The organism is Gracilimonas mengyeensis (assembly GCF_900182705.1).
GTDB lineage: Bacteria > Bacteroidota > Rhodothermia > Balneolales > Balneolaceae > Gracilimonas > Gracilimonas mengyeensis.
Window position 1 is genome coordinate 226370 of the sequence record NZ_FXTP01000006.1, and the last position, 19602, is coordinate 245971.

At 47.5% G+C, this 19602-nt stretch carries 16 protein-coding genes; 10 read left to right on the top strand and 6 right to left on the bottom strand.

Annotation, left to right across the window (positions count from 1 at the left end; all coding sequences use genetic code 11):
* The first annotated feature begins 26 nt into the window (after positions 1–26).
* The 6 genes from FN815_RS08660 to FN815_RS08685 all read left to right on the top strand — a co-directional run bounded on the left by FN815_RS08660 (position 27) and on the right by FN815_RS08685 (position 7072).
* The gene (locus FN815_RS08660) at positions 27–1235 is read left to right on the top strand and encodes a permease (RefSeq protein ID WP_142454230.1); all 1209 of its coding nucleotides are present in this window, start codon (positions 27–29) and stop codon (positions 1233–1235) included.
* Between the two features lie 16 nt (positions 1236–1251).
* Positions 1252–2319: a DUF2231 domain-containing protein gene (locus FN815_RS08665; RefSeq protein WP_142454231.1), complete on the top strand. Its 1068-nt coding sequence runs from the start codon at positions 1252–1254 to the stop codon at positions 2317–2319.
* 18 nt (positions 2320–2337) lie between these two features.
* The gene (locus tag FN815_RS08670) at positions 2338–4404 is read left to right on the top strand and encodes a heavy metal translocating P-type ATPase (RefSeq protein ID WP_142454232.1); all 2067 of its coding nucleotides are present in this window, start codon (positions 2338–2340) and stop codon (positions 4402–4404) included.
* Positions 4405–4706: 302 nt separating this feature from the next.
* A complete protein-coding gene (locus tag FN815_RS08675) occupies positions 4707–5261 on the top strand; it encodes a DUF3347 domain-containing protein (protein WP_142454233.1) in 555 nt (184 codons plus the stop codon).
* 77 nt (positions 5262–5338) lie between these two features.
* Positions 5339–5740 carry a VOC family protein gene (locus tag FN815_RS08680; RefSeq protein ID WP_142454234.1) on the top strand — a complete coding sequence of 134 codons (402 nt, stop codon included), beginning with the start codon at positions 5339–5341 and terminating at the stop codon, positions 5738–5740.
* A gap of 90 nt (positions 5741–5830) precedes the next feature.
* A complete protein-coding gene (locus FN815_RS08685; protein WP_142454235.1) occupies positions 5831–7072 on the top strand; it encodes a DUF6807 domain-containing protein in 1242 nt (413 codons plus the stop codon).
* 15 nt (positions 7073–7087) lie between these two features.
* Here FN815_RS08685 and FN815_RS08690 read toward each other — a convergent pair whose 3' ends face one another.
* Complete coding sequence (locus tag FN815_RS08690) at positions 7088–11017, bottom strand: T9SS type A sorting domain-containing protein (RefSeq protein ID WP_142454236.1); 3930 nt, start codon at positions 11015–11017, stop codon at positions 7088–7090.
* Between the two features lie 363 nt (positions 11018–11380).
* Here FN815_RS08690 and FN815_RS08695 point away from each other — a divergent pair, with 363 nt between their 5' ends.
* Together FN815_RS08695 and FN815_RS08700 are read left to right on the top strand one after the other, a co-directional pair.
* The gene (locus FN815_RS08695; protein WP_142454237.1) at positions 11381–12229 is read left to right on the top strand and encodes a restriction endonuclease; all 849 of its coding nucleotides are present in this window, start codon (positions 11381–11383) and stop codon (positions 12227–12229) included.
* 63 nt (positions 12230–12292) lie between these two features.
* Positions 12293–12955 (top strand): CDGSH iron-sulfur domain-containing protein, encoded by a 663-nt coding sequence (locus FN815_RS08700; protein WP_142454238.1) that lies wholly within the window; start codon positions 12293–12295, stop codon positions 12953–12955.
* Between the two features lie 2 nt (positions 12956–12957).
* On the opposite strand, the gene FN815_RS08705 is transcribed toward FN815_RS08700, so the two are convergent.
* The gene (locus FN815_RS08705) at positions 12958–13341 is read right to left on the bottom strand and encodes a DoxX family protein (protein WP_246075210.1); all 384 of its coding nucleotides are present in this window, start codon (positions 13339–13341) and stop codon (positions 12958–12960) included.
* A 119-nt stretch (positions 13342–13460) separates the two neighbouring features.
* Positions 13461–14312, bottom strand: coding sequence for a proline dehydrogenase family protein (locus tag FN815_RS08710; protein ID WP_142454239.1), 852 nt, complete (start codon positions 14310–14312; stop codon positions 13461–13463).
* A 126-nt stretch (positions 14313–14438) separates the two neighbouring features.
* On the opposite strand from FN815_RS08710, the gene FN815_RS08715 reads away from it, so the two are divergent.
* Positions 14439–15383: a DUF4097 family beta strand repeat-containing protein gene (locus FN815_RS08715; protein WP_142454240.1), complete on the top strand. Its 945-nt coding sequence runs from the start codon at positions 14439–14441 to the stop codon at positions 15381–15383.
* Between the two features lie 248 nt (positions 15384–15631).
* Complete coding sequence (locus tag FN815_RS08720; RefSeq protein WP_142454241.1) at positions 15632–16087, top strand: methyltransferase family protein; 456 nt, start codon at positions 15632–15634, stop codon at positions 16085–16087.
* Between the two features lie 92 nt (positions 16088–16179).
* Here FN815_RS08720 and FN815_RS08725 read toward each other — a convergent pair whose 3' ends face one another.
* From FN815_RS08725 to FN815_RS08735, 3 genes are all read right to left on the bottom strand, one after another.
* Positions 16180–18132: a heavy metal translocating P-type ATPase gene (locus FN815_RS08725; protein ID WP_142454242.1), complete on the bottom strand. Its 1953-nt coding sequence runs from the start codon at positions 18130–18132 to the stop codon at positions 16180–16182.
* Between the two features lie 206 nt (positions 18133–18338).
* A complete protein-coding gene (locus tag FN815_RS08730; protein WP_142454243.1) occupies positions 18339–18905 on the bottom strand; it encodes a helix-turn-helix domain-containing protein in 567 nt (188 codons plus the stop codon).
* 78 nt (positions 18906–18983) lie between these two features.
* Positions 18984–19406 (bottom strand): hypothetical protein, encoded by a 423-nt coding sequence (locus tag FN815_RS08735; RefSeq protein ID WP_142454244.1) that lies wholly within the window; start codon positions 19404–19406, stop codon positions 18984–18986.
* Between the last annotated feature and the right edge of the window lie 196 nt (positions 19407–19602).

Genomic DNA, 19602 nt, shown 5'->3' on the forward strand with positions numbered 1-19602 from the left:
TTTTCACGAATAATAAATAACAACTTATGGAGACATTAATACAATCATATGGAGAATCGGCAAAAACAGCCCTGGGCTTCTTCTGGAAGTCGGGCTGGGCCTTTATCCTGGGTTATTTTGTTTCCGGGATGATCCAGGCCTTTGTGCCTAAAGGCAAACTGACTCAATACATGGGAGACGGGGATTTAAAAAGTATCTCGCTTTCCACTTTTTTTGGAGCAGCCTCATCTTCCTGTTCTTTCGCAGCCCTGGCGGCGGCACGTGCTCTTATCAAAAAAGGAGCACATTTTATAGCCGGAGTGGCCTTTATGTTTGCTTCTACCAATCTGGTGATCGAGTTGGGTATTCTCATCCTGATTTTTCTTGGCTGGCAGTTCCTGGCGGCTGAAATTATCGGTGGGTTGATATTGATTGCCATCAGTAGCGTGCTCATCAAACTAACCTATCCCAAAAGCTGGCTGGATGCGGCCCGCGAAAAAGTGGAAGACGAAGGCGGGGAGATTGAAGAAGATTTTGACTGGAAGAAACGCATCAAAAGTAAAGAAGGCTGGCAACTGGTAGGCCATAAGTTTGTAAACGACTGGAAGATGGCCTGGGAAGATATACTGATTGGCTTCACCATTGCCGGTTTTGTAGCCGTGCTGGTGCCGGAATCATTCTGGTCGGCCCTGTTTTTAGCCGATGCCCAAGGTATTCCAGGATGGCTGGTAGCGATCGAGAATGCCTTGATTGCTCCCTTTGTGGCAGCTTCCACATTTATCGGGTCCATGGGTAACATCCCGCTGGCTACCGTGCTAAATGAAAATGGCGTGCTCTTTGCAGGTATCATGGGTTTCATTTATTCCGACCTGATGGTGCCGCCGCTGGTACATATCAACGCCAAGTATTACGGCTGGCGGGTGGCTCTGTATATCGCCGGGGTGATGTTCATCAGTATTGTGATCACGGCCCTGATTCTGAACGGTTTGTTTACCCTGTTGGGCATCGTGCCGGAAAGCCAGCGCGTGGTATCCGAAATCACGCAGTTCAAAATAGATTACACCTTTTGGATGAATATCGTATTCACGGTGATTGCCGGAATCCTGGTATGGCTCAATAAAAAATACCTGCAAGACCATGATATGAAGATGATGAAGATGGAGGGCGGCGGAAAAATCAAAAAAATCGCTGTCAGTATTTTCATACTGATAAATGTGGTGGGCCTTGGGCTGTTTGCCTATACCCAACTATTATAACCTAAACCTATTTATTATGGAATTTCTTCTACCTGAATGGGCTCCCAATATTCACCCAATGCTGGTACATTTTCCCATTGCCCTGTTGCTGATAGCCGCTGTGGGAAGCCTGGCATCATTTTTTGTGCCTGATAAATGGTGGGATGAACAAAAAAATACGGTATTGTATGTGCTTGGAGCACTCTCAGCCATCGTGGTGTATTACACGGGGCAGGCTGCCGCCGATTCGGTATTCCTGGAGGCCGGGGCTCAATCCGTATTGAGTGAACATGCAGGATGGGCAGAGTACACCCTCTGGTTTTTTGTGCTGTATGCAATTCTGCGGGGAGTATTCCATTGGTTCGGGTTGATGAAAAAAATCAGCTTTAAAATCGTAGCATTTATCACGGTACTTCCGGGTTTGTTCATGCTCTATGAAACCGCTGAATATGGCGGGAAGATGGTGTTTGGATATGGAGTGGGAACCGGGCAGCTGGTTCAGCAAGACACAGAGTCTGCCCCGGCCGCGGATAGCCTGAAGGGAGCTTCCTCTTCCTTCATCCAAAAAGAAAACGGATGGAATTGGGACATCACGGAAAGGTCGGTGGGTGATTTGATCGCAAATTTCAGGTGGATTGAAGGCTCTGTGCAGGGTTTAAATCCCCAAATTGTAAGCGGTGAGGAATCTTTTCTAAGGTTAAATGCCAGCGGTGAAACCTCTTTCTTTGTTACCAACTCAGATTATCAAAATGTGCAGATTGATTATTACCTGAACCTGGATGATTTCTCAGGTGAAATAGAACTGGTGCATCATGTGCAGGATGCGCGTAATTACGATTTCGTATCGCTGAATTCGGATGGAACCATTCGTCAGGGCAGAATGCAAAATGGAGAAACCACCATTTTCGAAGAAGGAACGTTTGACCCGGAAGGCAGGCTGTTCGTCCGCGTGGTGGCTGATGGAACGCACTTTCGCGGATATGTGAACCGGGAGATGAAAGTGCATGGTCACGGGGATGCGCCCCAAAGCGGGGCGGCAGGGATGAAGTTGAATGGCAACGGTGCCGTGTTGATATCCCAAATCGAATTGACGCAATTAAACTAACCAGACATGGAGTCGGCCATGGAACACAAAAATCACAATCACGACGAACACCAGAATCATAATCATGCTCATCACGATCATGAGAACCATTCGGGCCATAACGGCCATGATCATGAAGAGCACGGCGGACACTCCCATCATGAACACCACAAACAGATGGTGAAGGATTTCAAATTCCGTTTTTGGTGGGTGCTTGGGCTGACCATTCCAATTATGGCGCTGTCGCCCATGATCCAGCAGTTTTTAGGCGTAGATTGGAGCTTTACCGGTGGTAAGTGGATATTGGCTGCCCTTTCCACGGTTGTATATTTCTTTGGCGGATGGCCTTTTCTCTCTGGACTGGCAGATGAACTCAAAAAGAAACAGCCGGGCATGATGACCCTTATCGGGCTTGCTATCTCTATTGCCTACCTGTACAGTACGGCCGTGGTGTTCGGTTTCGAGGGCGATCTGTTGTACTGGGAGTTATCAACCCTGGTGGGCATTATGTTGCTGGGACACTGGATTGAAATGAGGTCGGTAATGAGCGCCTCGGCCGCACTCGAGCAACTTGCTGAGCTGCTGCCGGGGGAAGCTCACCTGGTGAAAGAAGACGGCTTCACGAAAGAGGTGCCGGTTGAAGAGCTTCAACAAGGGGACAAAGTGCTGATCAAACCGGGCGAAAAAATTCCGGCGGATGGGGTAGTAGTTAAAGGGAAATCGAGCGTAAATGAAGCCATGCTGACCGGCGAATCCAAGCCGGTGGATAAAGCCGAAGGCGACGAGGTGATTGGCGGCTCGGTAAATGAGAAAGGATCCATCACCATTGAAATTTCCAAGACCGGAGATGATTCTTTTCTTTCACAAGTAATGAACCTGGTGGAGGAAGCCCAGCAAAGCAAATCGCGAACGCAGGACCTGGCCAACCGGGCCGCTTTCTGGCTGACGATTGTTGCCATCACCGCCGGACTCATTACTTTTGGTGCCTGGATTTTCTTTACCGGGCAAAGTTTTGATTTTGCGATGAACCGGACGGTAGCCGTGATGGTCATTACCTGTCCGCATGCCCTTGGGCTGGCTATACCTTTGGTGGTTTCCAGATCAACCAGCATTGCGGCAACCAATGGGTTTTTGATTCGCGACCGGGCCGCTTTTGAGCAGGCCCGAAACCTGGATGCAGTGATCTTTGATAAAACCGGAACCCTCACGATGGGCACTTTCACCGTAACGGATATTCTAAATTTCGGGGATAATTTTTCGGACGAGGAAATCCTGAAATACGGGGCATCGCTGGAAACCAATTCAGAGCACCCGCTGGCCAAAGGCATTTTGGAGAAGGCGGAAGATACCTGGGAACCGGAGGAATTCAACTCCATCACCGGTAAGGGTATTGAAGGCAAAGTGAACGGGAAAAGCGTGAAGGTGGTAAGTCCCGGTTACGTAAAAGAACAGGAGATGGATTATCCCAAAGAGGATGTGGAAGAACTTTCATCCCAGGGAAAAACGGTAGTCTTCGTGATCATTGAAGATGAGCTGGCCGGTGCCATTGCCCTGGGTGATGAGATCCGGGAATCCTCCAAAAATGCTATCAATGCGCTGCATGAAATGGGCATTGAGTGCATCATGTTGACCGGCGACAATCAGCAAACGGCCGATTACGTAGCCAAAGAACTGGGCATCGACCAGGTGTTTGCCGAAGTGCTGCCGGATGAAAAAGCCGACAAAGTGAAAGAAGTACAGAACCAGGGCAAACTGGTAGCCATGACTGGCGACGGCGTGAACGACGCGCCTGCCCTTGCCCAGGCCAACGTCGGCATTGCCATTGGGGCCGGCTCGGATGTGGCCGTGGAAACAGGGGATATCGTATTGGTAAAAGACAATCCCGAAGATGTAACTGCGCTGGTTAAACTATCCAGAGCCACCTACCGGAAGATGGTGCAAAACCTGTGGTGGGCCTCCGGCTATAATATTGGGGCCATCCCGCTGGCTGCCGGCGCATTGTATGTTTGGGGTGTGATATTGAGTCCGGCCGTGGGCGCTATTCTGATGTCTCTGAGTACAGTAATCGTTGCCATTAATGCACGGTTTTTGAAAATGGAAGATTAATTAGAACCGGAGGTTCCGGCAGGCATTCCGCAGCAGAGCAGCGGAACGAGTTTCAAGGAACATTGAATCTCGAACATTGAATGTATTTGTATACATGGCTCAAAAGACCTAAATGGTTATTCCTGCGAAGGCAGGAATCTATTTTTTCCCAGTACATCACTAGGTGAAACCTACAAAGCAATTAGATTTCGGGCATGCGCCACGAAATGACTACAAGACTTTAACCAGTATAGCGGTCTATGAACCGAATTCAGGAATAAATACAATTTTTCACTTTTAACTTTTCACCTTTAACAAACAACATGAAAACAATACTCACACTTACCCTATTAAGCTTGATCAGCTTCTCTGCCACAGCCCAACATGAGCATCAAGGAGATCACCAAAATCATCAACAAGCAGAAATGCAGGAAGCACACCGGCATACGCAGCATTTGGATACGCTTATCCATCATTACATGGATGCGAAGAATGCGTTGGTGCAGGATGATTTTGAGTCGGCGAAAGCTTCCATGCAAGCTTTTGCTGATGAAGTGCACAGCAGCAGTGAAATGAATCAGCATGAAGAACATGCGGAAAAACATGAAAAGCATCACTCTAACATGGTAGTTGCGGTAGAGGAAGCTTCGGCTGCAGAGAACATTGAGGAGTTGCGAGCAGCTTTCCAAAAGGTATCTAAAGAATTGATTACGGCTGTAGAAAATCAGGGCTATGATGGTACTTTATACAAACAATATTGCCCGATGTATGAAGGCGGAAGTAACTGGTTGAGTAAAAAGGAGGAGGTTGAAAATCCGTTTTACGGGCAGGCTATGCATAGCTGTGGAGATGCAGTAGAAGAAATAAGCCAGCCATAGTTTTTCCGATTGGATTTGGTAGAAACAAATGGAATGCTGAAGTTCAACATTCTCTCAGATAAATAAATTTAAAGGAAATGAAGATAGAGCACTTTGCAATTAACGTGGAAGAACCGCTGGCTATGGCCGACTGGTATAAAAAACATATGGGGCTGAATATTGAAAAACAACAGAATGAAGCGCCTTTTATGACTTTTCTGGCCGATAAAAGCGGCCGGGTGATGCTGGAAATCTATAAAAATCCCGCCGATCAAGTGCCGGACTACAAAAACATGGATCCGCTGATTGTGCATATTGCTTATGTTTCTGAAGATCCAACAAAAGATAGAGAGCGGTTAGAGGAAGCCGGAGCTTCGGTAGTCAGTGATGAACACCTCGAAGATGGTTCTCACCTGGTGATGATGCGCGATCCCTGGGGCGTATGCATTCAGCTTTGTAAGCGTGGTACGCCTATGCTTGCGAAGCAGGAAAGAAGGTAAGCAGGCCGTTTTTTAATAGAGGCTACGGGTAGATTTTAGGGCAAAGTCTGTCGGCGGCCGAATCTTACAACTCAACCTATAGGTAATAGCATGAACCGCTTTAATCCAATAAACCCGAAGAAATATTTAGGCAGCTTCACGTTCATGCTGAGTTTTATGTTTTTGTCGATTGTTTGGACTTCGATCGTTTCAGCCCAAAGCTACCAACTAACGGTCTCGGCGGGTGAATTTGACCGTCAGGAAACGGTGGTGTCGTTTGAAGCTCCCAAAGGTTTGGCAGCCGGCGTATACGAAATGTCCGGTGAATCGGGTGAATCCATGCCCCTTCAGGTTGATGATAGCGGTCGTGGATGGTTCATCCTGAAAAACCTGTCTCCAGGGAATATGAAAACATTCAAATTTTCAGCTGAACCGGTTGCGATTGAAGGCAAAGTGCAAAGTCGTACGGACGAAAATACCATCACTTTTTTGGGGGATGATCAGGAGGTGCTGAGTTATTATTACCGGGATAACAATCCGCCTGCCGCATTGGACCAACGCTATAAACGGGGCGGGTATATACATCCGGTATATTCGCCAAATGGGGTTCGGCTTACCAATCACCTGAATACCGAGCTGCATCCGCACCACCTCGGCATTTGGTCGTCCTGGCCCAAAACAGAGTTCCAGGGTCGCCAGCCCGATTTTTGGAATGTTCATGATAACACCGGCAAGGTGGAGGCAGATTCTTTATATGAAGCTTGGCAAGGCCCCGTTCAGGGCGGATTTCGTGCAACGCATAGGTTTATAGATTTGACGACAGATACCCCGGTAGTTGCGTTGCGGGAAGAGTGGCAGGTGAGGGTGTATCCGGCATTACATAATGGCAAATTCCTGATGTTTGATTTGATGATAACGCAGTCCGCCGATGCGGGTCAGCCGCTGATATTACCGGAATACCGCTATGGCGGTGTGGGTTTCCGAGGACATGCCGACTGGGATAATCCAGAAAATATATCATTTTTGACATCCAAAGGATTAGGCCGTGAGGGCCATGCTACCAAAGCCCGCTGGGTGCATATCGGCGGGTACAGCGATGGATCACTGGCTGGAATCACCTTTATGGATTATCCCCAAAACATCCGCCACCCCCAGCCGGTACGCATACATCCGGATATGGCCTTCTTCAACTACGCACCCGTACAGGGCGGCGACCTGGTGATTGAACCGGGCACGCCCTACAAAGTTCAATACCGCATGGTAACCTACGACGGCGAACCCAACCCCGATGAGCTAAACCAGCTCTGGAATGATTATGCCTATCCGCCCAAAGTGACCGTAGAGCTTAAATAGTTCGACTATATCACATCACTTCAACAAAATAAGTTGTTTAGTTTTTGTGAACTCGCCGGTAGTGATACGATAAAGATACACGCCGCTTGAAAGTCCATGGGCATTAAAACGGGCGGTATGTCGACCTGCTTCCATGCGCCTGTCAACCAGCGTTTCCACTTCCCTTCCAAGGATATCGTAGACCGCCAATTTTACGTGGCTGGATTTAGGCAGGGCAAAAGGAATTTGAGTGCTGGGATTGAATGGGTTGGGATAATTCTGATGTAAGGTGTAGCCTTCCGGAATGGCGTTGCCGGTTTTGTCTTCTCGATGCCTCGTACTGGTGGCTAAACGTTCTCCAATAGTGAGCTGCCGGCTGGTAATATCAGTGACAGGCGCACCATCGCTGTAATTCAGAGAGGCCAGATATACCCTGGCACTGTCGGAACTGGAAGGAATTGGGGTAGCTGTTATGGCTTTTGCTCCTTTTTCAAATCCATCCAATAACTGAGGCCGGGTCCAGGTATCGGCGGAGTCGGTGACAAACTCAGGACCATTGGAGCCAGGCCAGCCAAAGAAAAACCGTCCATTGGTGGCGGAGAACTCCCCGGCGGCCAAAAGATTGTAATCATCTGGAATGATACTGAAAACCGTGTCTGCATTAGCTGGAGATGATGCAGTAGAAGCCACCATCATGCTATCACGCGCCCATAATAATTTGGCTTCACCAGATGATTCATATGCCGCATGCACCGCTGCGTGCACCGATCCGTTGTTAAGGGTAGAAGGCGATTCCCAGTTTCCATCAGTACGGTTAATAGTTACCAGAGAGCTGGCATCGTCTTGTTCACTTTCATCCGTAGTAAAAGTAAGCAGAGAGTTTTGTACGTCTAAGTGGGCAACATCCCAGCTGGAAATGTTGCCAAGGTTTTCTGCCGCCACGGTTTCGGCTTGCCATTGTCCGTTATTCCAAAGTATGGATTTGAAACTCATCGGATTTTCATCGCTGCCACCAAATGTACCCGATAGCGAAGCCCAGGCCAATAATACTGAGCCACCGGTACCTTGTACTAATTTTGGATCCATATCGGCGTGGCTGTCTTCGGTCAGGCGTCCTGATTCCAAAATGCTTTCTGATGCCACATCCACCAGCGCGTACGACAAATCAAATGAACCAGCGTAATTTTCAACTTCCTCAAGTGATGCAGGGGGAGAATCATCGGAGTGCATCCATACTACCAGAAGCTCGTTATCCCCGGTGAAAGCAGCAGTGGGATAGAGGTTTCGGCCTTCCTGGGTGGTCAGGTTCATGGAGATTTCTGACTGGTTTTCCTTTTTGAGCCGGAGGAGAATGTCTCGCGTATCGTTATCTCCTGAAGCCACAGCAGCCAGCGCAATGGTGCCATTAGAAGAAACGGCAGAAGAAGGAGGGATCGCTGCGCGCACGCCATCCTGGTTTTTTGCAGCCCATGTTCTCTTTTTTGTGTTAAAGATAACCGGGCGTTTGGCCGCTCCGCCAAAGGCAAAGTCATACAATTCAATTTCCGTGGAATAGTTTTCGTCGAAAGCTGCGATATGCGGTGTCATTACTACCTTTCCTTCTCCATTAAGGTTCAGGTTGTCGGGCGGACCAAAATTGATGACCGCCGTACCATCCACCGTGACTCCAAAAGAAATGGATACCGGCCAGGAAACACTGGCTTCTACATTGCCGGAAAGGGCGGGATGTCCCGTGCCTTCACCGTCTTCCCAGATTACTTCATCCTCATATTCAAAGGGAGCGTCGTAGGTGAGATCCAGTGAGCCTGTGAGACCGCCTTTTACACAGGCGATATCAGAACCAAAGGGGGTGGGAATGCAAATGCTTTTGCGGAAGCTTGCACTGCCCGAGGCACCAAGAGTAAGGTCGCCAGTAAAAGGTCCCAGTTGTTGAGGTGTGAGCTCCAGCTCAGTTAAACCTTCAGCAGTAATGGCTATCTGGAGGTAAGGCCCCAGTCCAAAAGCGGTGTTGCCTTCAATCAGGCCCTCGGTTGTGCCACCCAAAGAGGAAGCGTTGAAGCGGGCTTCAAACTGGGTTTTATCCAGTCCCCAAAGGCCGCTCCAATACGGCACTTCGCTGGGAATAGTAACAGAAGCCTCAATAGGTTCATCGGGTATTTTCCATTCTCGCTGGTAAATTACGTGTCCGTTTTTGGGTAATACTTCCACCTTGTCTGTTTCCAGCCAGTCAGGGGCTTTCACCACCGAAACGGTATGCAGGATTTCCTGCTCAGATCCGAGGCAGCCGGATATCCGCACTTCGATTTCATTATCCGGCATAGCATTCAGGCCGTTGGAGGTGCTACCCATGTCTACATTAAAGGCAAATTCATCGGGGGCGTCCCGCAAAACCTTCCATGGATTTACTTCGTTGATACGAATTGTAACCAGTCGGTCCTCAACAGGCGTATTGCCCCAATCTGTTTTGACTGTGAACCTGTTTTCAAGCGGAACATCTTGCAGAAAAATCTTGCGGTATTGCGGCTGTACCACTGCTCCCAGAGGGCGATAATTTTCAGCAAACACACTGGTTGAGCCCATGGAGTCAATAACGGTAGCCGTGTAAGCGCTGGCCTCGCTGCAGGATGCGGCAGGAGGCAATTCCTTGACCGCCGATTTGAAGGCTCCGGTACTGTCGGCAATCACCGTGCTAATCCATTCTTCTCCTTCACCGGCACCCTGTTCGTCAGGTGGAGAATCGGTGATGTAAATATCTACACGGGATCCGGGAAAAGCAGTTCCATGTATAGTGTCGGGGGCTATACCGGTGGTGTCCATTTTCAATTCCTGTAACACAGGTTTCTCCGGTAATACCGTAGATTCAGAAGCATAGATGCCCTTGGCTCCGTTATTTTTGATGATGTTTTTGAGAATGGTGACCTGATCGGGCGCTCCCGAAAGCCCGTTGCCGGTATCTTCATAAGCCATCAGGCGAATGCCCTGATGTTCATTATGGGCAATTACGTTTCCACGCCCATTGCCCAGCGTATCTTCTCCAATAACGATATTACGTGCCGGACCAAAGATTTCGATACCGCTCTGTCCATTTGGGATGGCGGTGGTGCTGTCGTTACCCACACCAATAAAGTTCCCATGAATTTTTACATTTTGCAGCCGTTCTGTTTCTATTTCACCCACAAGGCGAATACCATATTCGCTGTTGCCCGAAATTACGTTTCCTTCCAAACTTGTATTAGAGGCCATCGGTAGTACTTTAAGGCCTTCCGTATTTCCATTGGCCGTTTTTCCATCATTATTCACTCCAATAAAGTTATTGGTGATAATGTTGCGAGAGGAACCCGCGACATTCACCCCCAGGCGGTTGTTTACGATGGTCGTGTTTGTGATGGTGGTAGTTCCGTCTACCGACGTGATCGAAAGGCCGATATCGCAGCCGTCGATCCTGACGCCACCGCTGCCTGAATCCCCGATTTGAACATCTGAATTAGCGTTAACGGCAATGCCACTTTGCCCAGACTGACAGGCGATGTTAACACCTTTCAGCAAGTTATTTCCAGCGGCTATCAATATTTGAGGAGGGGTGAAAAAGGGTGTGTCAGTGGTAATCGTTACATCTTTTCCAGTCCCGTCCATGCTTACATTTGGGGCCAAAGGGGTCATGTTGGTATTAAATGTACCGCTGATGTCAAACCCAACGGTGCCACCACCAAGTCCGCCTGCCTCGGATAGTGCAGCATCCAGCGAGCACCCAACGGGATTACCTTCTGAATCATAGCCCATGCAGCTGCCGTCTTCACATTCATTGATTTCGGTTTCAGGATTGTTGCAGGTTCCGTTATCAACGGTATCTACTATGTAAGTGGTAGCCGCTTTTGCATCACGTGCTTGTTGGTTCTCGCCGGGAGGGGCCCCGGCAGGAGTGACCAGTTGAAGGGCAAAGATTAAGGAAAAAAGTAAGGTGGACATTTGTCTTTAGGTTAACTCATAGTTTTAATCAGTACAGCGGATGTTTTGTGTGAAATGGTGACCGCATTAAGCAGAATGAAGCTTAAATGGTCATTTCGTGGCGTATCCCCGAAATCCAACTAGATCTCTGTCTCACCGACAAGTTTGTCGGGACAGGTGCGCAGGGATGATCACTAAATGACTTTCTGAGCTTTATATCCCTCATTGGCGTACTTTCGTCAGAATTCACACAATTGTTGTCCGCTTACCTTCACCTACGTATTTATTTTGTAAAGCATGTCAAAAAAGTTTTGAAACCGGTTGTATCAGAATGTTCTTTTTGTATACTGTTGGGATGAAGAAGTATCATCACAGTAAAAAAAGATGGAATCATTTGAGGTTGTAAAGGCCAACGGCGAACGCGAAATCTTTCAAGTGCAGAAGTTGCGGAGCTCACTTAGCAATGCCGGGGCTGGTGGTCCGGTTATAAAATCGGTGATCCATACGCTGGAAGAAGAAGGACTTTTCCGCGACGGCATCACTACCCAAAAAATTTATCGTGAAGCCTATCGCTTGCTGAAGAAACGGTCTCATCCCGTAGCCCGGCGCTATAGACTGAAAGAAGCATTGTTTGAAATGGGACCTTCCGGTTATCCGTTTGAGGTGCTGGTGTCGGAGTTGTTTAAAAAGCTTGGATATCAAACCAAGGTTGGAAAAGTAGTACAGGGAAAATGCGTTTCGCACGAGATTGACGTGATTGCTACCGATGACCGGCAGGTGCTGATGGTAGAGTGTAAGTTTCACAACCGAAAAGATCACAATAGCTCCATACAAACACCTCTGTACATACAGTCCCGCTTTTTGGATGTGCGGGATACGTGGGAATCAGAACCGGAATATCAGGATAAAGAGGCGGTGGGCTACATCGTTACCAATACTCGCTTTACCGGGGATGCGCTTGACTACGCGAAATGCATGGGGTTACAGTTGTTGAGCTGGGATTATCCTCAAAAAGAGGGATTAAAAGATCTCATTGAGCGGTCCAATATCCATCCCATTACCATTCTGAACAGCCTCACCAAAAAAGAAAAGCAGGCGCTACTGAAAGCCGATATTGTGCACTGTGGACAATTGCTGAATAATCAAAAAGTACTGGAAGAGCTCCATTTTAATCACTCCAAGAAAAGGAACATATTGAGCGAGTTAGATGAACTTTTCGCGGAGCAAGGGTGAAGTGATGGTTGCCGCTTGTTTTTACCTGCTCATTTGTTAGCTTAAAGAAAAAACTATTCGATCATGAAAGAACTTGTACTGAAGTACCAAACCGACGACATCAAAGTGAGCTGGGATAAAGAACGCTGCATCCATGCGGCCGAATGCGTGAGAGGCCTGCCCAAGGTGTTTGATCCCGACCGGAAACCATGGGTGAAACCTGAACTGGCAGGGGTGGAGGAGCTTACCGAAGTTATTGAGCGCTGTCCCACCGGTGCTTTGCATTACGAGTTGAAAAAGTCTGAGAAGAAAGAACAGCCGCCCCAGCAAAACGTCATCACCATAGAAGAAGACGGCCCCATTTATATTCATGGCGAAGTGGTGATTCGTGATATGGATGAGAATGTGGTGCTTAAGGATACTCGGGTTGCGATGTGCCGGTGTGGAAAATCCAAAAACAAACCACTGTGTGATAACTCCCATATAGATGCTGGCTTCAAGGCCGATACTTCCTATAATGTCGAGCGCCTGCGAACCGAACCGGTAGAGGGTAAAGGCGGAGAGCTTTCTGTGAAACTGTTTGATAACGCCCCTTTTTTAGTACAGGGAAATTATGACTTGGTGGGGGATGATACCGGGACTGAAACCTGTAGTAAAAAGATGAGTTTTTGCAGATGCGGTGCTTCTGACACCAAACCATTCTGCGATGGATCTCACAAGGAAGTGGGCTTCGTGTCGGCAGAGTGAATTTAGTGTAAAAGTCCAGCCCAATATACCCAGTAGATGAGTGCAAACTGCAGGGGCAAACGAAGCAGCAATAGGCTGGTATACCTGGTAAATCCTTTTCGGCGATAGGCTTTTCTGAACATTTCAATGTTGGCGGGGAAAACGGCCAGGAGCAGCAGAATAAGTCCCCAGGAAGCAACTTCCCGTAACAGTGAAATCATCATGCCGGCGCCACCTAAAATTTCACCCACTCCGCTCAGATACACCATCGCTTTATGCCATGGAATATAATCCGGCATAATTCTCATATACACTTTTGGAAAAATAAAATGCAGCACACCCGCAAGTACAAACATCCCTCCGATGAGGTATTGGTGGATAGTGGGGTCGGTTAAATAAGTCATCATAGGCTTGGGTGATTGTGTTACAGTTTTTTGGTGTTAAGGTGCTACAGTGTTACGGTGCTATATTCTTGCAGAACAAGACACCGTAACACTATAACACCCAAACACCCTAACACTATCTTTCACTTCTTAAACATCGTGCTTAGCACAAACCAGATATTTTCCTTTCGCTCGGTGAGCCGGCGGGTGAAGTAGGGAAGCCAGTCGGAGCCAAAAGGAACGTAGACGCGGGTTTGATATCCTTCTTCGTTAAGCTGTACCATGGTGTCTTCTCGCAGGCCATAGAGCATCTGGAACTCAAAGCGGTCTTTGGGGATATTTTCTTGCTCGGCGTACTGTTTCATCCACTCAATTAGTTCGTCGTCGTGTGTGGCAATGCGGGGGCAGGGGGTTTTCGACAACAGCACTTTAAACTGCTCTTTAAACGCTTCGCGGATAGCCGGCATATCCTGTAAGGCAATCTTTGAAGGTTCTTTATAAGCACCCTTCACAAGGCGGATGTCGGCACCTTTTTCGGCTAGCTCCTCGATATCTTTTTTGCTGCGATGGAGCATCGCCTGTATCACCGTTCCCACATGACGGCCATATTCGGCAAATGCCTCATTGAAGATATCCAGCGTTGGCTGGGTACAATCGGAACCTTCCATGTCAATGCGTACAAACTGATCGTGTTTTTGGGCCACGTCCAACAGGCGGAACAAATTATCCCGGCAGAAATCCCGGTCAATATCCAGCCCCATCATGGTCAATTTTATGGAAATGCTGCTTTGCAAATTATGCTCCCGGATGCCATCCAGCAAGCGTATGTAAGAGTCTACGGTTTCGGAGGCCTTCTTTTTATTCTTAACATTTTCGCCAAGAAGGTCGAGGGTAAGTTTCAGGTTTTTTTGATTGAGGGCTTCCGCTTTGGGTACCGACTCCGTAAAAGACTCTCCTGCCACAAACCGTTTTGCCAAAAAGAAAGGTAACTTCATAAATCATCCATTTTTTTTCGGGCACCAAGTTAATCAATTGTTAGATGCTGCGCATAAAATTCAAGTGTAACTATCACAAATTTGATACGTGTACATCAACAGTCATTTAATATAACCACGCCCACTATGAACGCATTCAAATTTTCTCCTACCCGTCTTTTTGCTTATTTGATTCCTGCTTTTCTGATCGTATCCACCCAATGTATTCAAGCCCAATCCGCCCGTGATGTGTACAGCACTGAGAGTTTTAGCGTCTCCAGCGGCGAAGTAAGCCTGGAGGTGCAGACTTCCGGAGGCTCCATAAAAGTTTTAGGCACGGAAACCGATGAAGTAGTGGTTGAAATGTATGTGCGCAAACGCGGCAAATATATGGAACCTGGTGAGGCAGATCTGAGTGATTATGATATTAGCTCTACCCAGGATGGCAATACAATCCGTGTGATTGCCGACCGGGAATCTTCTGGCTGGGGATGGAATTCCAACAGCATTTCAATCTCTTACATTGTTTATGCTCCAGTCGAAACCCGTACCCGTTTGAGAACGTCAGGCGGAAGTTTGACGGCTCGCAATTTGGAGGGCAGCCAGGAACTAAGAACCAGTGGCGGAAGCATTACCACGGAAGGAATTCACGGTAAGATGTCGCTAAAAACATCCGGTGGAAGTATTAACATTGCGGATGCCCAAGGCAATACCGAAGCCAATACCAGTGGGGGTACCATCCGGGTTGATGCTTTTTATGGTAACCTGGATGTGAAAACCAGTGGCGGCTCTATTCGCCTGAAAGGCATCGAAGGTAATGTGGAAGCACGCACCAGCGGAGGTTCTATCAATGCAGAAGTACTGGCTCCGTCCGAATATGTCGATTTGAAAACCAGTGGTGGCAGTATCACCGTAACCGTACCTGAAGAGTTGGGCTACGACCTGGAGCTGGATGCCAACCGGGTATCAGTAGATCTTAGAAACTTTAACGGTAGTGCTGAACGTGACGAAGTGGAAGGCTCCATGAATGGCGGCGGTATTCGTATTGAAGCCAAAACCAGCGGAGGCTCTGTATCACTCAAATATTTATAATTTTGGATGCTAACAAGGTTTGTCAGTAAGAGCAATCTATTCTGATAAACAACCATATCTCACCCCGCTTCATATTTCTATGTGGAGCGGGGTTTTTTATGTTGATTTTTTTAAAGTGAGTAACAAGGCTTGCCTTCTCTCGCTCCACACGCTCTGCGTTGGAGCGGTAAATCAAAAAGAATCAAAATACGGCAATACTTACAGAACAAGCGACAACAAAGGCTCGGTAGCTTTTTGTATCATCCATCATGCTAACATTAAAAGTACCACCGGTTGTTGTGTTTTTCTTTGCCTTGGGGGCGCAGTGGTTTCTGCACCGCAGGCTGCCGTCATTGGAATTTTCACTGCCTGGCCAAACTTTCCTTGCCTTGGCAGTGCTTGCTATTGCCGGGGTGATAGGAATCGCAAGCGTTTGGCATTTTGTGAAACAGGGTACTACGGTAAATCCACACAAACCAGAACACACCAAAAGTTTGGTGACTAACGGGGTTTATGGCATTTCTCGAAACCCCATGTATTTAGCGCTTGCCATTGGATTGGCCGCTCCTGCAGTATACTGGGGAAATGTGCTGACGCTGGCCGTTATCCCGCTCTTCATTTGGTATATGAATATTTTTCAGATTAAACCGGAAGAAGCTATGATGGAAGAGAAATTCGGCCGGGAATTTGAGGAATACAAGAACAGTGTTCGCCGGTGGATTTGAGCAGATAGTTCTTGTTGTTTGATACTCAATACTGGCTCTCTATTGTTTTCTATTCAAACAAAATTACCTTTGCGCTCTTCGCGTCTCTGCGGTTACACACTGCACGTCTCGCAGCAGGCGGCAGGCTTCTCAGATGATGGATTTGGGTCTTTTTTAAAGAAATCGAGTAAGTTGGTTTTTTCATCACCGGCAAACTTACGCTGCACACGGATGGCATTGGCAATGGCAATCAACGCCACGCCTACATCGGCAAAAATAGCTTCCCACATGGTCGCGATACCAACCGTAGCAAGCCCCATTACCAGCACTTTGATGCCCAAGGCAAAGCCAATATTCTGCCACACAATTTTATGGGTAAAGTTGGCAATATCCACCGCCTGCGCAATTTTAGAGGGATGATCGGTTTGGATAACTACATCTGCGGTTTCGATGGCTGCATCCGAGCCAATGCCGCCCATGGCGATGCCCACATCGGCCAGGGTAATTACCGGGGCATCATTAAGTCCATCCCCCACAAAACCGGTTACACTATTGGATTGCAGCGCCTCTTTTACATAGTTGTATTTGTCGTCGGGCAGCAGTCCGCCATAGGCTTCATCCAGCCCCAGGTGAGCGGCTACATGGGAAGCCACTTCCTGATTATCCCCGGAAAGCATCACCAGTCGTTCCACGCCTTTCTCACGAAGCTGCCTGATGGCCTGTTGGCTATCCTTTTTGATACGGTCGGCGATGGTAATGGTGCCTGCGTGTTCACCGCCAACAGCTACGTGCACATAGGTGTATGGTTCGGAGTAAGCATCTCCGGAGAGTTTTACACCATGCTTTTCAAGTAATTCCCGGTTTCCTACTAAAACTTCTTTTTGGTTGATGAGGCCTTTTAATCCTTTGCCTGATATCTCCTCCTGATTTTCCACGTCATGCAAAGGCTGTCCGTTTTTGAAGTTTAGAATAGCCTGTCCAATTGGGTGGGTGGACTGCTGCTCGAGGGAAGCGGCATAAACCAAGACCTCATTATCTGACAATCCATTATGGGTGATCACATCCTGCACTTCAAAGGAACCCTCCGTTAAAGTGCCGGTTTTATCCAGGAACAGGGTTTTCATTTTGCGGAGCTGATCGAGATAATCGGAGCCTTTTAATAGAATTCCGTTTTGGGATGCAGCCCCGATGCCGCCAAAGTATCCCAGTGGAATCGATATCACCAAACCACACGGACAGGATACTACCAGGAAAATGAGGGCACGGTAAAACCATTCTTCAAATACATAGGTATCTACAAAAAGCCAGGGTAGAAAAGTAAGCGCGACCGCCAGCCAAACCACGATGGGCGTGTACACTTTGGCAAATCGGGTCATGAAGCGCTGGGTGGGGGCTTTGCGCTGCGTGGCTTCCTGCACCATATTCAGGATGTCGGAGAGTCGGGAGTCTTTGAAGGCTTTAGTTACTTTGATACGGACCGGTACCAGCTCATTAATGCTGCCCGCCCAGATTTCCTCGCCCTGTTCCCGAGTCATCGGCTTGGATTCGCCCGTTAAAGCAGCCGTGTTGAAGGATGCTTTGTTGGTAACCAGCTCGCCATCAAGCGGAACCTTTTCGCCGGGCTTCACTTGTATAATTTCGCCAGGTTGAACCTCGGATGGATGCACTTGCTCTGTTTGGCCATTCCGTTCTACCAAGGCTACATCCGGTTGCTGGTTGATGAGTGCTTCGATGGAGCCACGTGCTTTTCTTACGGCGTTGCCCTGTGCATATTCCCCGATCATATAAAAAAGCATCACGGCCACGCCTTCGGCATATTCACCCAGTACGAAAGCACCCACGGTAGCGATGCCCATCAGCAGAAACTCGCTGAAGATGGTGCCTTTACGGATGGATTTAAATGCTTTGATCCAAACGGGAATCCCAACAAATAAATAGGAAGCAAGAAACAAGGGGAGGTACACATAAGCCTGACCTTCAAAAGACAGTCCGTATTGGACCAACAGGGCAGCCACCAAAAAGACCGATGACCAGGCAACCTCATAATATTTTTTTAAAAACTCCATAGAATAAAAGCTGTACGCAGGTTAACAATATCAGGCGTAAAGGTAATATGAGGGCCTGAGGGAGTCTTACACTTTTGTGTATTTCTTGTGCAGGATTGTGTATTAAGAAGGATGGGGTCATCAAAAGAAGAAATTCGGGAGGGCGATAAACTGCGGAATGCACCACATTTTCCCTATCAACTTATTCCCTTATCCCCTTAAAACACCTACACCTCATCAATAGAGATACGCCGGTTTTCTTTAATCTCGCTGAAATGGGAAGGGGAGAGACCGGTTTCTTTTTTGAACTGGCGGGAGAAATGCTGCTGGCTGCTATAATCCAGTTCGTAGGCAATCTCGCTGAGGTTCATCTCGCCATATACAATCAATTCCTTGGCGCGTTCAATTTTTTGGAGAATATAGTAGCGCTCAATGGATTTACCTTCCACACTGGAAAACAGGCGGCTAAGCTGCTGGTAATCTCTGTGAACCTTTTGCGCGAGATAATCGGAAAGTGGGCCCTCCAGTTTTTCGCTGGTCCGTACTAATTGAATGATGAGCTGTTTGATCTGTTCTACCAAGCGGCTATTTTGGTCGTTGATGACATCAAAGCCGTTTTCTCGAACCAGTTTCGCAAAGCGGTCTTGTTGGTCGGTGTTAATGGGTTCGGCGAGGTGAACTTCGCCAAGTTCTACTTTTTCTACGGTAAAACCTGCCTGCTGCAGTTTTTCGCGAAGTACTTCACCGCAGTGGCTGCAAACCATATTTTTTATGTGAAAATGTTGTTGATCCATATCACTGAAAAGTAGAAAAGGGGTAGAATCATTCAAAAAGGATAAAAAAATATATCCTTATAATGGAATTGAAGCCCATTATTCATATGACTTTTCAATAACAATACCGGCTTCCAAAACTTGAATATTTGGCGTGGCATTCCTTGCTTTACTGTACCTATCCTTAAAAATCCAGTAGAACTTATTGTTTTCAAAAGCAACTTTTCCCGGTTCGTAAAAAGCTCCTTGGTAAGAATGTAATTCCAAATAGTTTTCTTTATAGGTGTAAGTTCCGGAATCTGAAAAGACGGCGTGCTGCGTTTTTGTGAAGTCTTCCTCTTCTGAGGAAAAGGTCATGGAATCAGGGTTAAATGAATACCTGTTTTCTATGACACCACTTAAGGTGTGCCAATTCGGATCCCGTTTAATGCCGGTTACTGAAAGTTCGGACGACCAATTTCCAGAGACTTCTGCTTTAAATGCATTTTCAGGATTTAAAACCTCAGCTCCTGTAAATTTCAAACTACCATCTGTAATCTCGATTTTTGATGGATAAAATGTAAGCCGGTGGGATCTAAGTCCATCGGAATACCGGGTAGAATCAAAGTGATTTATTCTAATATTCGTCAGGTACTGTGTTAAAAATCAAGAGAAACTTCTATTTTATGTCTTCAAAGAACATCATGATGCCTTTGCATGTGATGTATCTACAGTAGCC